General features: G+C 74.7%; 16 protein-coding genes. 9 read left to right on the top strand and 7 right to left on the bottom strand.

What is annotated here, in order from left to right:
- Positions 1–43 precede the first annotated feature (43 nt).
- Both KV557_RS18385 and KV557_RS18380 read left to right on the top strand, forming a co-directional pair.
- Entirely contained in the window at positions 44–979 is a 936-nt protein-coding gene (locus KV557_RS18385; RefSeq protein WP_218201573.1) for an NAD-dependent epimerase/dehydratase family protein, read from the top strand.
- A 13-nt stretch (positions 980–992) separates the two neighbouring features.
- A complete protein-coding gene (locus tag KV557_RS18380; RefSeq protein ID WP_218201571.1) occupies positions 993–2072 on the top strand; it encodes a hypothetical protein in 1080 nt (359 codons plus the stop codon).
- Positions 2073–2080: 8 nt separating this feature from the next.
- Here the strand turns inward: KV557_RS18380 and KV557_RS18375 are convergent, their stop codons facing one another.
- The 4 genes from KV557_RS18375 to KV557_RS18360 all read right to left on the bottom strand — a co-directional run bounded on the left by KV557_RS18375 (position 2081) and on the right by KV557_RS18360 (position 5500).
- Positions 2081–2830 carry a polysaccharide deacetylase family protein gene (locus KV557_RS18375; protein WP_218201568.1) on the bottom strand — a complete coding sequence of 250 codons (750 nt, stop codon included), beginning with the start codon at positions 2828–2830 and terminating at the stop codon, positions 2081–2083.
- Positions 2827–3615 carry an SDR family NAD(P)-dependent oxidoreductase gene (locus KV557_RS18370; RefSeq protein ID WP_218201566.1) on the bottom strand — a complete coding sequence of 263 codons (789 nt, stop codon included), beginning with the start codon at positions 3613–3615 and terminating at the stop codon, positions 2827–2829. Before KV557_RS18370 ends, KV557_RS18375 begins: the two co-directional genes overlap by 4 nt.
- Positions 3616–3699: 84 nt before the next feature.
- Positions 3700–4587, bottom strand: a complete 888-nt coding sequence (locus tag KV557_RS18365; protein ID WP_218201563.1) for a hypothetical protein — start codon at positions 4585–4587, stop codon at positions 3700–3702.
- Between the two features lie 109 nt (positions 4588–4696).
- Positions 4697–5500: an SAM-dependent methyltransferase gene (locus KV557_RS18360; protein WP_218201561.1), complete on the bottom strand. Its 804-nt coding sequence runs from the start codon at positions 5498–5500 to the stop codon at positions 4697–4699.
- A gap of 258 nt (positions 5501–5758) precedes the next feature.
- On the opposite strand from KV557_RS18360, the gene KV557_RS18355 reads away from it, so the two are divergent.
- The 6 genes from KV557_RS18355 to KV557_RS18330 all read left to right on the top strand — a co-directional run bounded on the left by KV557_RS18355 (position 5759) and on the right by KV557_RS18330 (position 11746).
- The gene (locus KV557_RS18355; RefSeq protein WP_218201559.1) at positions 5759–6343 is read left to right on the top strand and encodes an RNA polymerase sigma factor; all 585 of its coding nucleotides are present in this window, start codon (positions 5759–5761) and stop codon (positions 6341–6343) included.
- Positions 6340–7056 carry a hypothetical protein gene (locus tag KV557_RS18350; RefSeq protein ID WP_218201557.1) on the top strand — a complete coding sequence of 239 codons (717 nt, stop codon included), beginning with the start codon at positions 6340–6342 and terminating at the stop codon, positions 7054–7056. Before KV557_RS18355 ends, KV557_RS18350 begins: the two co-directional genes overlap by 4 nt.
- Before the next feature lie 103 nt (positions 7057–7159).
- Positions 7160–9514: an ABC transporter ATP-binding protein/permease gene (locus tag KV557_RS18345; protein WP_218201556.1), complete on the top strand. Its 2355-nt coding sequence runs from the start codon at positions 7160–7162 to the stop codon at positions 9512–9514.
- Between the two features lie 173 nt (positions 9515–9687).
- Positions 9688–10314: a hypothetical protein gene (locus tag KV557_RS18340; protein ID WP_218201554.1), complete on the top strand. Its 627-nt coding sequence runs from the start codon at positions 9688–9690 to the stop codon at positions 10312–10314.
- A 41-nt stretch (positions 10315–10355) separates the two neighbouring features.
- Complete coding sequence (locus KV557_RS18335) at positions 10356–11330, top strand: serine/threonine-protein kinase (protein WP_218201794.1); 975 nt, start codon at positions 10356–10358, stop codon at positions 11328–11330.
- Between the two features lie 41 nt (positions 11331–11371).
- The gene (locus KV557_RS18330; protein ID WP_218201552.1) at positions 11372–11746 is read left to right on the top strand and encodes a DUF1304 domain-containing protein; all 375 of its coding nucleotides are present in this window, start codon (positions 11372–11374) and stop codon (positions 11744–11746) included.
- 25 nt (positions 11747–11771) lie between these two features.
- On the opposite strand, the gene KV557_RS18325 is transcribed toward KV557_RS18330, so the two are convergent.
- The gene (locus tag KV557_RS18325) at positions 11772–13103 is read right to left on the bottom strand and encodes a streptophobe family protein (RefSeq protein ID WP_218201550.1); all 1332 of its coding nucleotides are present in this window, start codon (positions 13101–13103) and stop codon (positions 11772–11774) included.
- Between the two features lie 208 nt (positions 13104–13311).
- Between KV557_RS18325 and KV557_RS18320 the strand changes: the two genes are divergently transcribed.
- A complete protein-coding gene (locus KV557_RS18320) occupies positions 13312–14940 on the top strand; it encodes a DUF6777 domain-containing protein (RefSeq protein WP_218201548.1) in 1629 nt (542 codons plus the stop codon).
- Between the two features lie 88 nt (positions 14941–15028).
- Here KV557_RS18320 and KV557_RS18315 read toward each other — a convergent pair whose 3' ends face one another.
- On the bottom strand, positions 15029–15214 hold the full coding sequence (locus tag KV557_RS18315; protein ID WP_218201545.1) for a hypothetical protein: 186 nt from the start codon (positions 15212–15214) through the stop codon (positions 15029–15031).
- Between the two features lie 8 nt (positions 15215–15222).
- A partial coding sequence (locus KV557_RS18310; RefSeq protein WP_218201543.1) for a hypothetical protein occupies positions 15223–15428 on the bottom strand: 206 nt, incomplete at its 5' end.

Raw genomic sequence — 15428 nt, 5'->3', positions numbered from 1 at the left:
CCCACGAAGGCACCCGAGTTGGCACCCGATAAGGAGAGAGAACGTGCGGATAGCCGTCACCGGGGGATGCGGATTCATCGGCTCACACGTCGTGGACCGGCTGGTCGCGGCCGGGCACGACGTCCTCGCGATCGACACCGCCGACACGTACCTCAACCCGGACGCCGAGCACGCCCGGATCGACGTCCTCGACCTGCCCGGCCTCACCTCCGCCCTCGCCGGCCGCGAGGTCGTCTACCACCTCGCCGCGATGGCCGACGTCGAACAGGTCCGCGCCGACCCGGTCCGCGCCGTCCGGATCAACATCGACGGCACCGAGACCGTCCTGGAGGCCGCCCGGCGCAGCGGCCTCAGCCGCACCGTCCTCGCCAGCACCGTCTGGGTGTACGGCGCCGCCCTCGCCGCCGAGGACCAACTCGGCGGTGATGAACAGGAGTTGGACGAGCACGTGCCGATCGAGCTGGAGCACAGCGGGCACCTCTACGTGGCCACCAAGCTCGCCGCCGAGATGCTCGTGCACAGCTACCGCGAGCTGTACGGCCGGCACTTCACCATCCTGCGCTACGGCATCCCGTACGGGCCGCGGATGCGGGACGAGCTGGTCGTCGCCCGGTTCGTGCAGGAGGCGCTGGCCGGGCGGCCGATCACCATCGCGGGCGACGGCCGGCAGAGCCGCAACTTCGTCTACGTCGAGGACCTCGCCGACGCCCACGTCCGGGCCCTCTCCCCCGCCGCCGAGGACCAGACCGTCGCCCTGGAGGGCCCGGCCGCCGTCTCGGTGCGCGACATCGCCGACACCGTGGACGAGTTGCTCGGGCCCGTCACCATCGAGCACATTGAGGCCAGGACCGCCGACTACGCGGGGCGGCGGATCTCCTCGGCCCAGGCGAAACGGCTGCTCGGCTGGTCGCCGCGGACCAACTTCACCGACGGCGTGCGGCGGTACGCGGACTGGTACCGGGCCACCACCGGTTCGTGAGCCCGGACGCCCGATGCCGCACGCGCTGCTGATCTCCGGCTCACTCGGCCAGGGCCACGACGTGATGGCCGAGGCCTGCGCCGACACCCTGCGGGCGCGCGGCTGGACCACCAGCACCGTCGACGCGATGGCCCTGCTCGGCGAGCGCTCGGGCGCCGCCGGGGAGGCGGTGTTCCGGCGGCTGCTCGACCTGCCCGGGGTCTACGACGCCTTCCACTTCTCCGCGCTGCGCCCCGGCGCCCGGATCGCGCTGCTCGCCGACGCGGCGGCCCGCGCCCGGCTGGTGCCGGCCCTGCGGCGGCTGGTCGCGGAGCAGCGGCCGCAGCTGGTGGTGTCGGTGTTCGCCACCGCGACCTCGGCGGTCAACCGGCTGCCGCGGTGGGACTTCCGGCACTTCGTGTTCTGCACCGACGTCACGCCGCACCGGCTGTGGGTGCAGGAGGGGACCGACCTCTTCCTCGTCACCTCCGAGGTCGCGGCGTGCGCGGTGCGGCGCTACCACCCCGGGGCGGAGATCGCCGTGCTGCCGGCGCCGCTGCGCGAGCCGTTCTACCGCGCGCCGGGCCGGGCCGAGGCCCGGGCCGAGGCGGGGGTGCCGGCGGGCGCCCGGTGCGTGCTGCTCATGTCCGGGTCGTGGGGCCTCGGACCGCTCGCGCGGACGGCGACCTCCCTCGCGGCTGCCGGGCCGCACGTGCTCGCGGTGGCCGGGCGCAACCGGGAGCTGGAACGGCGGCTGCGCCGGGCCGCGGGGCGGGAGCCGCGATTGCACCCCTACGGGTACACCGAGCGGATTCCGGCGCTGATGGCCGCGGCCGACCTCGTGGTGACCAGCTCCGGCGACACCTGCAGCGAGGCACGGGCGCTGGGCCGGCGGCTCCTGCTGCTCGACGTCGTCCAGGGGCACGGGCGGGACAACCTGCAGCACGAGCTGGAGCTCGGCCACGCCGACGTCACCTCCGCCCGGCCGGCCGAGGTGGTCCGCAACGCCCTCGCCGCCCTCACCCGGCCGGAGCCGCCCCCGTCGGCGGGCGCGACGCCGGAGGCGTGGCGGACGGGGTTCGAGGCAGCGCTCGCGCGGGTGGGGCTGGGGTAAGGCGGGGGTCACGGAGGCGTCGGCGCGGCTGGGCCCGACGGTGGGACGGCGTGGTCGCGGAGGGGGCCGAGGGTGAGGGCGCGGGTGCGGCAGTGGGCGGCGATGAACGGGAGGGCGGCGAGGGTGGCGCGCCAGGAGTCGGGGGCGCAGGTGCAGTCGGAGTCGTGGAGGAGGAGGGTCGCGCCGCCGGTGAGGCCGGGGCGGGCGGTGGCGTAGACGGAGTCGCCCGTGGCCTCCGCCGTCCAGTCCCGGCCCCAGGCCGTCCACAGCACCGTCCGCAGGCCGAGGCGGCGGGCGGCCAGCGCCGGGCCGGCCGTCAGCACTCCGTACGGCGGCCGGTACCAGACCGGGCGGGCCCCGCACAGGTCGGTCACCGCCTCGGCGGCGCGGCGCAGTTCCCGCAGGTCGCGGGTCGGGGCCGGGCGCCACTGCTGCCGGTGGTACCAGCCGTGCACGGCTACCTCGTGCCCGCGCACGACCAGTTCCCGGCCGAGGGCGGGGGCGCGCTCCAGCATCGTGCCGAGCAGGAAGAAGGTGGCACGGGCGCCGAGTTCGTCCAGGACGTCGAGGATGTAGGGGGTGCTGCGCGGGTCCGGCCCGTCGTCGAAGGTCAGGGCGATGTGGCCGGGGTCGGCGCCGTAGCCGGCGGTGCGGCGGGCCACCGTGCGGCGCAGCACCGGGAGGCGGACGGCTGCCGGGGCGAGGTGCAGGAATTCGACGCTCGCGGCGAGGGTGAGGGCCCGGCCGACGCGGTTCACCCGAAGCGGGACGCCATGCGCCGGAACACACCCGGCGCCACGCCGTGGATCCGGGCCGGGACGCCCAGCCAGTGCGGCACGAACAGGCGGTCTCGCTCCGTGCGGATCGTCGCAACAACGGTGTCCGCGACCCGCTCGGCCGACACCGGGCGGGGCCGCTCACGCTGGTAGGGGGTGCCCCGGCGGTCGAAGAACGGCGTGTCCACCGGCCCCGGCAGCACCAGCCGCACCCCCACCCCCGTGCCGCGCAGCTCGTACCAGAGGCTCTCGGCGAACATCGCCAGCCCGCCCTTGGTCGCCGCGTACCCCGACTCGTCGCGCACGCCCACCTGGCCGGCGATCGAGCCGAGCAGCACGATCCGCCCGTGGCGGCGCTCCAGCATGCCGGGCAGGAGGAGCCGCACCAGCCGCAGCGGCGCGGCGAAGTTCACCTCGATCATCCGGTCCAGCATGTCGGACGGGGTCTCCGCGAACGGGCCGCGCCAGCCCAGGCCCGCGCTCGCCACCAGGGCGTCGACCCGCCCGGTGACGGCGAGGGCCGCCTCGGCGAGGCGGGCGGGGCCGTCCGGCTTGCTCAGGTCCTCGGGCAGGGCGCGGCCGCCGGTGCGGGCGGCCAGCTCGTCCAGCCGGGTGCGGTCCGTGCCCGAGAGCAGCGGCTGCCAGCCCTCCTCGGCCAGCCGGGTCGCGGTGGCGCGGCCGATGCCGGAGGACGCGCCGGTGATCAGCACGACGGGGCTCTCGGGCGACCCCGCGCGTCGGGGCCGTCGGGGGGCTTCGTCCGCCATCGCGCACCTGCCGCTCTGCCGTCGTGCGTGAACCGCCGTCCGTTTTGTCCGGCAAGTCACCTTCGCACGGCGGCGCCGTCCGGGCTACCGGGGCGGGACGGCCGCCTCCGCCTCCGCACCGGCCTCGGCCACCACCACCTCCGCCGACTCCCCGTCCAGTTCGCCGAACCGGGACAGCACGAACGTGCCGCCGACCGCCACCGCGAAGCCCGTCAGCGCACACCACTGGAAGCCCGGGCGCGCGGCGTCCCCGAGCACCGCCACCCCGACCAGGGCCGGGCCGAAGGTCTCGGCGACCGTCCCGGCGGCGGTCGCGGCGGTCACCGTGCCGCGCTGCAACGCGAGCGCGTACGCGAGATAGCCGCCCAGGCCGCCGACGACGAGCGCGTAGGCGGCCGGATCGGTGAGGAAGTGTCCGAGGCTCTGCACGTCCATCACCCGCACGGCGAGGCTGGTCACGCCGAAGCCCGCGCCCGCGAGGAGGCCGAGGCCGGCGGCTGCGGCGGTTCCGTTCCGGCGGACCAGGACGATGGTGAGCAGCAGCATGAGGACGGTCGTCCCGAGCAGCGCCCAGTGGAAGGCGGACGCGGCGTACTCGCGGCCCTCCTGACCCGAGCCCAGCGCGAGCAGGGTCAGGCCGAGGACGACCGCGACGATTCCCGCCAGGTCGCTCCGGCGCAGCCGGGCGCCGAGCAGCCAGACGGTGGCGAGGGCGGTCACGGCGAGGCTGGCGTTGGTGACGGCCTGCACGAGGAAGAGAGGGAGGCTGCGCAGGGCGACGATGCTGAGGGCGAAGCCGACGATGTCCAGCAGGGTGCCGACCACGAACTGCCACGAGCACACCAGCGCCGCCAGCAACCCCGCCCGCACCCGGTCCGCCCGCGGCGCCGACCTGGCCCCGCGCGCCTGGAACACCGCCCCGAAGCCGAAACACACGGTCGCGACCAGCGCCGTGGTGAGTCCGAGCAGCATGCCTCTCCCAGCCTCGGGGGCAGCATCGATCCACCACCAGTCTGTGTCAGGTGGGGCGGTGACGCACGGGTGAGGCGGGCGGGAGCTGTGAACCCGAGCGGGGTGCGGCTTATTGCTTCAGGGCGACGGCCGCGTACGCGCACGCCTCCGAGTCGCTGGTGGGCGGGTCGTCGGCGGACGGGCGCCAGCGCGGGGTCGGGACAACGCCGGGGGCGATGAGGGTCCAGCCGGTGAAGAAACGGGTGAACTCGGGGAGCGTGCGGGCCTGGGCGGCGGTGCCCGCCGCTTCGTAGATGCGGACCAGGCGGGCGATCTCCTCCGGGGCGAAGTCGGGGGTGACGTGGGTCATGACGAGCGCGCTGCCGGGGGCCAGGGCGGACTTGAGGTGCTCGACGATCCCGTACGCACCGTGGGCGTCGGGGACGAAGTGGAACAGGGCGTTGAGCGAGACCGCGACCGGGCGGGTGAGGTCGAGGGTGTCGCGCAGGCCGGGTGCGGCGAGGAGGCGTGCCGGGTCGGTGACGTCGGCCTCGACGTAGGCGGTGCGACCCTCGGGGGTGCCGGTGAGGAGGGCCTGGGCGTGGGAGAGCACGATCGGGTCGTTGTCGGCGTAGACGACGCGGGCGCGCGGGTCGACGCGCTGGGCGACCTCGTGGAGGTTGGGCGAGGTGGGGATGCCGGTGCCGATGTCGAGGAACTGGTCGATGCCGGCCCGGGCGAGAGCGCGGGTGGAGCGGTGGACGAAGGAGCGGTTGGCGCGGGCGGCGGCGCGCAGCCAGGGGCCGACGGCGAGAGCCTGGCCGGCGGCCTCGCGGTCGGCGGCGAAGTTGGTGAAGCCGCCCAGGTAGTAGTCGTACATCCGGGCCGAGTGCGGCACGTTCAGCCGGAGGTCGACTCCGTCGTACTGGCCCATCGTGCTCCTCCCCCGGTCCCCGTCGCGTCGCGGACCGTGATCGATTGCTGCCCACGGCATCCGGGGGTCAATCACGCGCCGACCCCCCGACAAACCAGGCGGTCGATCCCGACCAACCAGGCTGCCAATCCCACGAGATGACAATCTGTATTCGGTTTGCAGCCTGGAGTGACAGGCCTGATCGAATGAGGATGGGCGCACACAGCCCGACCCTCGGGTGGCCCGGCGAGCAGCCTGCGGCCACGGAAAGCAGGCTCGATGACGATCGACAAGGGTGCCCGCGAGGCCGTCGCGGTGCCGGGCGACTCCGCCAACGTCCGGATGGAGCTGGCGTATTCGGCGTTCTGCGAGACGCACGAACCCGCCTGGCAGGCGCTCGCGCTCACCCGGATAGGCAATCGCGCGGACGTCGCGCTGGTGGTGGAGGCGGTCAAGGAGGACCTCGCGCGGTGCTGGTCGCAGGTGCTGCGGTTCGAGGAGCCCGCCGCGTACGCCTGGCGGCTGGCGAACCGGCACGTCGCGGACTGGGCGGCGGCCGAGGAGCCGGTGGCGGTCGAGGCGGTCACCTTCGCGGCGGTGATCGGCGCGTTCAAGCAGGTGGCGAACGGGCTCCTGCGCAGCGAGGCGGACGAGGTGCGGCTGTACGCGGCGATCCTCGAACTGCCGGACCGCCAGCGGGACGTGATCATCCTGCGGTATCTGCTCGGCCTGCACGTCAAGGTGATCGGGGCGTACCTGGACCGGCCGGTGGCGACCGTCCACTCGAACCTGCGGCACGCCCGCGAGCGGCTGGCGCGGCGGCTCGGGGTGCGTGAACTGCCGGACCGGGGAGGCGATCAATGAGCCCTCGGGAGGAGACGCACCCGTCGACGGACGGGGCGCACGCCTCTGCGGCGGGGCGCGCGCCGTTCTACGTGCCCCGACCCGAACGCGCCAACGCCGAACGGATCGCGGCGCTGCGCCAGGCCCGCCTCACGGCTGCACCGACGCACCTGCCGTCCGAGCACGAGCAGGCCGCCTTCGAACTGGGCCTGGTGGTGGCCCTGGTGCTGGGCGCGCCGGACGCCTCGCGCGGGCTGGACCTGCTGGTGAACGCGCGCCGGATCGAGCCCGAGGGCGCGGAGGTGTTCGGCGCGCTGCTGTACGCAACCGGACGCGAGGAGGGTGCGGAGTTCTGGTGGCGGTTCGCCGCCGGATCGGGCAGCGGGACGGCCGCGTACTGCCTGCACCTGCACCACCTGAAGCTCGGCGAGCCCGACGACGCGGACTACTGGCGGGCCTGGTCGGACCAGCTCGCCACGGCCGAACGCCCGCCCGGACCAAGGCCGTTGCAGGTGAGCCGGCCGCTGCTGCCGGAGGCCGTGCGGCGCGACATCCTGTCCCGCTGCCACCGCGGGCTGGCGCCGCAGCTACCGCCCGCGCTCGTCGCGGTGATCGACCGGCTGCCGGTGCAGGACGACGGGGAGGAGCCGTGCGAGGTGCCGAGCCCCTGGGAGCTCACCTCGGGAACGACGGCAGCCTGTTCGTGGGACATGTGGGCCGACCCGTCGGGGTGAACCGGGGCCCGGTCCGAGAGCTCCCGGATCCGCCAGTCGGTCACAACGGGCCCGCCGGGGTCACGACGGGCCCGCCCGGGCCTGCGGCACTAGAATTCCCATCATGGGAGAGCGCCCGAGCGCGCCCACCGCGCCGCCCCTCGTGCTGGTCACCGACTCGGACTCGCAGCTGATCGACCCGGGCCGGGCCTACCACCTCGGCCGCGACCCGACCAGCGAGATCGTCCTCGACGACCCCCGGGTCTCCTGGCACCACGCCGTCCTGCACGCCGCCGGCGACCACTGGCTGCTGGAGGACGTCGGCAGCACCAACGGCACCTACGACGGGGGCCGCCGGATCAGCAGCGAGGACGTCGGCCCCGGCACCCGGCTGCGCTTCGGCAACCCGGCCGACGGCCCGTCCGCGACCTTCGCCGGCCTGCCCCGCCCCGCGCCGGGCGAACACCCGTCCCTGCTCGCCCCGCAGTCCTCCGGCGTCTTCCGCAGCCCCAGCTCCGTGCTCCAGCTGCCCGCCCGCACGGCGGTGCGGATCGGCCGCTCGTACGACAACGACCTGGTCCTGGACGACCTGGTGGTCTCCCGCCACCACGCCGAACTGCGCGAACTGCCCGACGGCAGCCACGAGATCGTCGACCTCGACAGCCACAACGGCACGTACCTCAACGGCCGCCCGGTCTCCCGCGCCCCGGTCGGCCCGGCCGACATCATCGGCATCGGCCACTCCGCGCTCTGCCTCTCCGACGGCCGGCTCGTCGAGTACACCGACACCGGCGAGATCTCGCTCGACGTCCAGAACCTCGTGGTCCGGGTCGGCCCGGACCGGCGGGTGCTGCTGGACGACGTCAGCTTCCCGCTCGCCGAGAAGGCGCTGCTCGCCGTGGCCGGCCCCAGCGGCGCCGGCAAGTCCACCCTGCTCAACGCGCTCACCGGGCTGCGCCCCGCCGACGAGGGCACGGTCCTGTACGACGGGCGCGACCTCTACCGGGACTACGCCGAACTGCGCCGCCGGATCGGCCTGGTGCCGCAGGACGACATCCTGCACACCCAGCTCACCGTCCGCCGCGCCCTGTCCTACGCCGCCGAATTACGCTTCCCCGGCGACACCGCCGCGCACGAGCGGGAGGCCCGGGTCGCCGAGGTGATCCACGAGCTGGGCCTGGACGACCGGGCCGAGCAGGTGATCGCCAGCCTCTCCGGCGGCCAGCGCAAGCGGGTCAGCGTCGCGCTGGAGCTGCTGACCAAGCCCTCGCTGCTCTTCCTCGACGAGCCGACCTCCGGCCTGGACCCGGGCATGGAGCGCTCGGTGATGCACATGCTGCGCGGGCTGGCCGACGACGGCCGCACGGTGGTCGTGGTGACGCACAGCGTGCTGAGCCTGAACGTGTGCGACCGCCTGCTGGTGCTCGCCCCCGGCGGCCGGACGGCCTACTACGGGCCGCCGGACGAGGCGCTGCCGTTCTTCGGCTTCGAGGAGTGGCCGGAGGCCTTCGAGGCGTTCGAGAACGAGGACCACGCGGCCTGGCAGCAGCGGTTCCTCGCCTCGCCGCAGTACCGGCGGTACGTGACGGCCGAGGCGGCCGAGGCGGCGACGCCGGTGCTCCCTCGGGCGAAAGCAGCGGCACCGGCCATCGGGCGGGAGAAGCCGCAGGGCTGGTTCGCCCAGCTCGGCACCCTGGTGCGCCGGTACACGGCGGTGCTGGCCGCCGACCGGCTGTTCCTCACCGTGATGCTGGTCCTGCCGTTCGTCATCGGCCTCATGTGCAGGGTGATGGCCGGCACCCGGCTCACCCCGGACAACGCCGTCAACTGCCTGCTCACGCTCTGCATCGGCGGCCTGCTCACCGGCGCCGCCAACTCGGTGCGCGAGGTGGTCAAGGAACGTGCGATCTACCAGCGGGAACGGGTCGTCGGGCTGTCCCGGTCCGCATACCTGGTCTCCAAGATCGTGGTGCTCGGCGCGATCACGGCCGGTCAGGCCGTGGTGCTGACCGTGGTCGGCCTGGCCGGGGTGAACCTGTCCTTCGCGGTGCCGACCGGGGTGGTGATGCCCCAGCTGCCCGAGCTGATCATCGCGGTCGCGCTGCTCGCCTTCTCGGCCATGATGCTCGGCCTGGTCACCTCCGCCCTGGTGGACAAGGAGGAGGCCACCATGCCGCTGCTGGTGCTCATCTCGGTGCTGCAGATCGTGTTCAGCGGCGTGATGCTCAAGCTGCACGGCGTGCCCGGCCTGGAGCAGTTCGCCTGGCTGGTGCCCTCCCGCTGGGGCCTGTCGGCGATGGCCCGGACGGTCGAGCTGCACGGCATCTTCCCGACCGCGATCACCGCGGACCCGTTGTTCCGCCACCAGCGCACCGGGTGGCTGGTCAGCATGGTGGTGCTGCCCACGCTGACCGCCCTGTACGGGCTGCTCGTGCTGGCCCTGCTGCGGCGGCACGAACCCACGATCATGCGCAGGTAGCGGCCCCACGATCATGCGCAGGTAGCGGCCGGACCGCAGCCGGCGGCCGGATCGACGGCGCCGGGAAGGGCCGGGCCACCGCCGGTAGAGTGGAAACCGACCTGTGGTGCGAGTGCCGCACGCAGCCGTGGCCCCCGGCTCCGGCTCGCGCGGCGGAGGAAATGTAGCCGCCCATGGACGAGTTCGCGTTCCGCCCCACCCACGTCGCCCCGCCGGCCGGGATGGCCACCTGGGCGGCCCCGGACCCGGCCCGGCCCTCCGCCCGGCTGGACAGCCTGCTCCCGGTGCGGCTGATCTCCCGGCAGGGCGACTGGGCGCAGATCCTCTGCTCCAACGGCTGGACCGCCTGGGTGGACGGCCGCCTGCTGATCACCCTCCCGGACGCCCCGCCCGCCGCCGGCGGCCCGCCCGCCCGGACCGCCGACCCCCGCCCGGCCCTCGCCGAGGCCGAGGGCGCGCTGGCCCGCTACCGGGCGATGCTGGAGAGCCTCGCGGCGGGCGCCCTGGACCTGGAGTCCTTCCAGGACCGGGCCCGCGGCCTGCGGGTCGGCCTGGTCGTCGACGGCGAGGCGCTGTGGGTGTTCGACCCGGTGCACGACCGGTGGTGCTACTGCGACGGGCTCCAGTTCCAGACGTACGCGGCCACCGACCGGGCGTCCCCGACACCGTCCCCGGCACCGACATCGGCACGGGCCCCGTCCCCGCCACCCTCCCCGGCACGGGCCCCGTCCCCGCCACCCTCCCCGGCGCCCGCGCCCGCGGAGGGCCCGTACGCCCCCACCCGAACGGGTGAACCGTGATCCCGGCCGAGCATCCGTCCGCCACCAGCCTGCCCGCCGGCATGGTCGGGCGGAAGGTAGCGGGCTACCGGCTGGAGGGCGAGATCGGACGCGGCGGCATGGCCGTCGTCTACCGGGCGAAGGACCTGCGGCTCGGCCGGACCGTCGCGGTCAAGCTGCTGGCGCCCGAGCTGGCCCGCAACGAGGTGTTCCGGCAGCGGTTCATGCACGAGTCCGAAGCCGCCGCCGCGATCGACCACCCGCACATCATCCCGGTGTTCGAGGCCGGGGAGCACGACGGCATCCTGTTCATCGCCATGCGCTACGTCGAGGGCGGCGACCTGCGCGCCCTGATCAACCAGGACGGCCCGTTCCCGGTCGAGCGGGCCGCCCGGCTGGCCCTGCAGATCGCCTCCGCCCTGGACGCGGCGCACGACCACGACCTGGTGCACCGCGACGTCAAGCCGGGCAACGTGCTGGTGGCCGCCGGCACGGACAGCGAGCACCCCGAGCACCTGTACCTGGCGGACTTCGGGCTCACCAAGAAGTCGCTGTCGCTCAGCGGGCTGACCAGCGTCGGCCAGATCGTCGGGACGCTCGACTACGCGGCGCCCGAACAGATCTCCGGCCGGCCGCTGGACGGGCGCTGCGACCAGTACAGCCTGGGCTGCGTGGTGTTCGAGATGCTGGCCGGTGCGCCGCCGTTCCGCCGGGAGAGCGACCTCGCGCTGCTCTGGGCGCACCTCAACGACCCGCCGCCCACCCTGCGCGAGCACCGCCCCGACCTGCCGGCCGCCGTGGACGCCGCGGTCGCCCGGGCGCTCGCCAAGGCCCCGGAGGACCGGTACGCGAGCTGCCTGCAGTTCGTCGCCGAGCTGCGCGCGGCCACGGCCGCCGGGCCCGCGCCGTGGACCAAGGGCGGGCCGCCCACCCGAGTCGTCCCGGCGGTCGCCGCATCGGCGGCCGTGCCCGAGCCGTCCGTGCCCGAGCCGCCCGCGTGGGCCGTCCCGGTCGTCCACCCGCCGCCGCGCGACTGAGCCGCCACGCGAGTAAAGGGAACCGAAGGGAGCCGTCAGCGATGAACGCCGTCAGCGAGGTCTTCGCGATGCTCGCCGCCGCGATCCACCTGATCGTGTGGCCGCTGGAGAGCTTCCTGTACGGGCACCCACGCGTGCGCTTCCTGCTCACCGGCAGCACGGCGGACGCCCCGGAGGTCCGGCTGTGGCGCTTCAACGTCGGCTTCTACAACCTGTTCCTGGCGCTGGGCCTGGTGGCGGGCCTGGTCCTGCTGCACACCGGGCACGCGACCGCCGGGCGGGCGGTGATCACCTACATCAGCTGGTTCATGATCGCCGGCGGGGTCACGCTCTTCGCGTCGGAGCCGAAGCTGTGGCGCGGCGCCCTCGGACAGGCGGTACCCCCGGTGATCGTCCTGCTCGCCCAGGTGTTCTGAGGGCTCGCGGGGGGGCACGCCGCAGTCAGCCCGGCACCTCGCCCCGGCGCCCCACCCGGGCCGCCAGCAGCGCGCCCAGCCCGCCCGTGAGCAGCCCCCAGCCCGCGGCCAGCGGGACGGCCGTCCACAGGTCCGGGCGCAGGGTGAGGCTGCCGCTGCCGAGGCCGGCGAGCGGGTTGGCGCTGCCGAGGATGGAGCCGAGCAGGTCGCCGAGGCCGCCCTGGCCGATGCCGACGCCCAGCACGGACAGGCCGTAATCGGCGTCCACCCGGGTCCACGCGCCGATCAGCGCCACGGCCACGGCGGTGGCCAGCGCCAGCCGGACCGCGTGCTGCCAGAGCGGGACCGTCCGCGGCGAGCGGTACGCGGCAAGGAACCCGGCGGCGAGCAGCAGGACGGCGGCGATCGGCAGCAGCCACCAGCTGCGCGCGTCGTGGTCGGCGAGGGTGCCGAGGCTGATCGTGGCCTGCTGCCCGTCCGGGGCGCGCAGCACCTCGGCGAGCGGCTTCGGCACCGGCAGGCCGACCGCGCCGGTGAGCCGTCCGTGCCACTCGGCGCCGAGCCCGACACCGAACGCCAGCCAGGCGAGGTCGGGCAGCGCGAGCAGCACCACGGCCATCGTCTGCCGGGCGTTGCCGTGCACGAGCGCCGTCAGCACCCCCGTCACCACGCCGATCGCCACGTACGCGAGCAGCACCAGCCAGAGCGCGAACGCGGCCGGGCGGACGGCCTGCTGGTACCGCACCAGGGTGCCCGGCAGCGGCGCCCGGCGGGACACCGCGAACGTGCCGGCGAGCACCACCAGAAGCCAGGCGAGCCCGATCCCGACCGTGCTGGGCCCGTCCGCGTGAAAGCCGACCTCCGGGTTCAGGCCGAGCGCACCGCCGATGGCCTGCACGAGGTCGCTGCCGATCTGGACGGCGAAGGTGTGCCGGGCACCGAGGGTGAGCAGCACGAGGGCGAGCAGCCAGAGCACCACCGTCCGGGCGAGCCGGCCGAGCAGTTCGCCGCCGCCGGTCACCGCCCGGAAGCGCAGCTGGCGCAGGAACACCTCGGCCATCACCACCGCGCCGACCAGGCCGACGGACAGCGGCATCGCGCTGATCCCGGCGTCCACCTGGGCGAAGTGCCCTGCGCCGCCGTCGAGTTGGACGGATCCGCCGACGGCGAGCGCCACCGTGGCGGCGAGCACGGACGGGAAGCCGCCGTCCGGGAGGTCGCCGGCGCCGGCCAGCCAGAGGCCGAGCGCGGCCACCGCGCCCATCGCGGCGAGCCCGGCCACCACGACGGCGAGCGCGTCCAGCCAGCCGCGCACGGCGCCCTGCACGTCGGCGGTGCCGGTCCTGGCCTGCTGCATGTCGCCTCCTGCTCCTTCGGGCTCCTTGAGCTCCTTTGAACTCCTTCGGGTGGATTCCAGAGTGACCGACGCCGGGTGAGCACGCTCGGCGACGCTCCCCGCACCTGCTGTTGCGGCGGGCTGGGCCCGGGGGGAGAAATGGAAGCCAGTGGCAGGAGCTTTCCCGGGCCGGCGTCTGTCCGCCGGCCGCCTGCGAAACGGAGCCTCGATGAGTCCCCAACCGCCCCCCGGCCCGCCGAGCGAGCCGCCCCACGGTCCCCCGTCCGGCCCGCTGGCCGGTCCGCCGTCGGGCGGCGGCGCGGCCGGCCCGCCGTCCGTCCCCCCGCCGCCCTCCGGGCCTCCCGGACCGCCCTCGGGCGGCGCCCCACGCGGGCCGTACAGGCCCTGGTGGCGCTCCGGGCGCGGGATCGCGCTGGCCGCGGGGACGGTGGTCGTCGCCGTGGTGGCGACCGTGCTGATCGTCAACAACCAGAGCAGCCACAAGGAGGCCCTGCCGGCCGCCAACGAGGTCGCCCTGCAGACACCGGCCGATCCGGGCCCGGCGCCGTTCACCCAATCGGTGGAAACCACCCCGGTGAGCCCCCCGGCCCCCGCCCCCGCGACCTCGCAGGCACCCGCCCCCGCGACCTCGCAGGCACCCGCCCCTGGGACCTCGCAGGCGCCGAAGCCCGGGCAGACCGGCGGCGCCACCTCGCCCGCGGTCATCCACAGCGTGCAGGGGACGTCGCACGGGCTCTACGCCGGGGCGATGTCCAAGCCCAGCTGCGACACCGAACGCCTGATCACAATGGTCTCGACCGGCGACGCCGGACGGGCCTGGGCCTCCGCGGCGGGCATCGACCAGTCCGCGATCCCGTCCTACCTGCGCTCGCTCACCTCCGCGTACCTGCGGGTGGACACCCGGGTGACCAACCACAACTACAGGAGCGGCGTGGTCGGCGAGTACCAGTCCGCGCTCCAGGCCGGCACCGCCGTGCTGGTGGACGCGCAGGGCGTGCCCCGGGTGCGCTGCTCGTGCGGCAACCCGCTGAGGGCGCCGGCCCTGGTGCCGAACGCCAAGTACACCGGCAAGGCCTGGGCCGGCTTCCAGCCGACCACGCTGATCATCGTGGTGCCGGCGCCGCAGCCGGTGACCGAGATCATCCTGGTCAACGTCGAGACGGGTAACTTCTTCGCCCGGGTGACCGGGCGGATCGAGGTGATCGACCGGCACGTCGAGCCGCCCAAGGGCCCGCTGGCGCCCGGCATCCCGCCGCCCGCGCCGATGAAGCCGGGCACACCGTCGGCCACGGCCTCGACGTCGACGTCGGGTAAGACCTCCGGGGCCACGACCTCCGGGGCCACGACCTCCGGGGCCACGACCTCCGGGGCCACGACCTCCGGGGCCACGACTTCGGGCTCGACGACCTCGGGTTCCACGACCTCGGGCTCGACGACCTCCGGGTCAACCACCTCCGGGGCCACGACCTCGGGCTCGACGACCTCCTCGGGCGGGCCGTCGTCCTCCTCCGCAACGGCGTCGACGTCCTCCGGCAAGCCGTCCGAGACCAAGGCCTCGTCCAGTACGTCGTCCTCGACCGGTTCCTCGTCCGCGTCCACGGGTTCGTCCACCTCCTCGACACTCACCGAGACGCCGCACGGAACCCCGACCAGCAAAACCCCGACCAGCAAAACCCCGACCACCGCGCCGACGACCGCCGGCACGACGTCGACCGGCACGACAACGACATCGACCGGCACGACCGCACCGGGCGCGACTGCACCGGGCATGACAGAGCCGGGCATGACTGCGCCGGGCGCGACCGCGAACCCGCCCGTGACGGGTTCCTCCCCCTGATCGCCCAACTCCCGAGCTGCCACCGGCCCCTGCGGCCGGTGGCAGCGGCGCGACCACGGAAGCCGGACCGCGGTCTGCACCGTCAGGCTCAGACGGCCCCGGTGGGCGTCGGCTTGACGACCTCCAGCCGGTAATCCACGGCGGTGGAGAACGAGCCCGACTCGCCACGGATCGCCAGCTCGTGACTGCCCGGCGCGAGCGGGTCCAGCCGCACCCAGAGACCGCACGCCCAGGTGTTCTGGGACGTCTCGCTGCCGGTGAACGGGTTGCCCACCGACCCGGTCAGCCTGATCGGGTCGAGCCGAGCACCTCGGGCGTGAGGGCGCGCCCGTCGAGGGTGGCGCTCCCCTTGGCGGCGTCCATCCCCTGATCTTGCGCGGGAATCCCGGCCTTCAGGCCGGGCGGGAAGCGCATCCTTGCCACAGCGGCGCGCAGCGCCGTACCGGTCCGCAGGAGCGTGAGGGGCGGCGACCGGTTGCCCGGTCGCC

It is taken from the genome of Kitasatospora aureofaciens, assembly GCF_019192735.1.
Lineage (GTDB): Bacteria > Actinomycetota > Actinomycetes > Streptomycetales > Streptomycetaceae > Kitasatospora > Kitasatospora aureofaciens_A.
The sequence above is the reverse complement of the archived record's forward strand: the minus strand, read 5'-3'. Positions and strand labels throughout refer to the sequence as shown.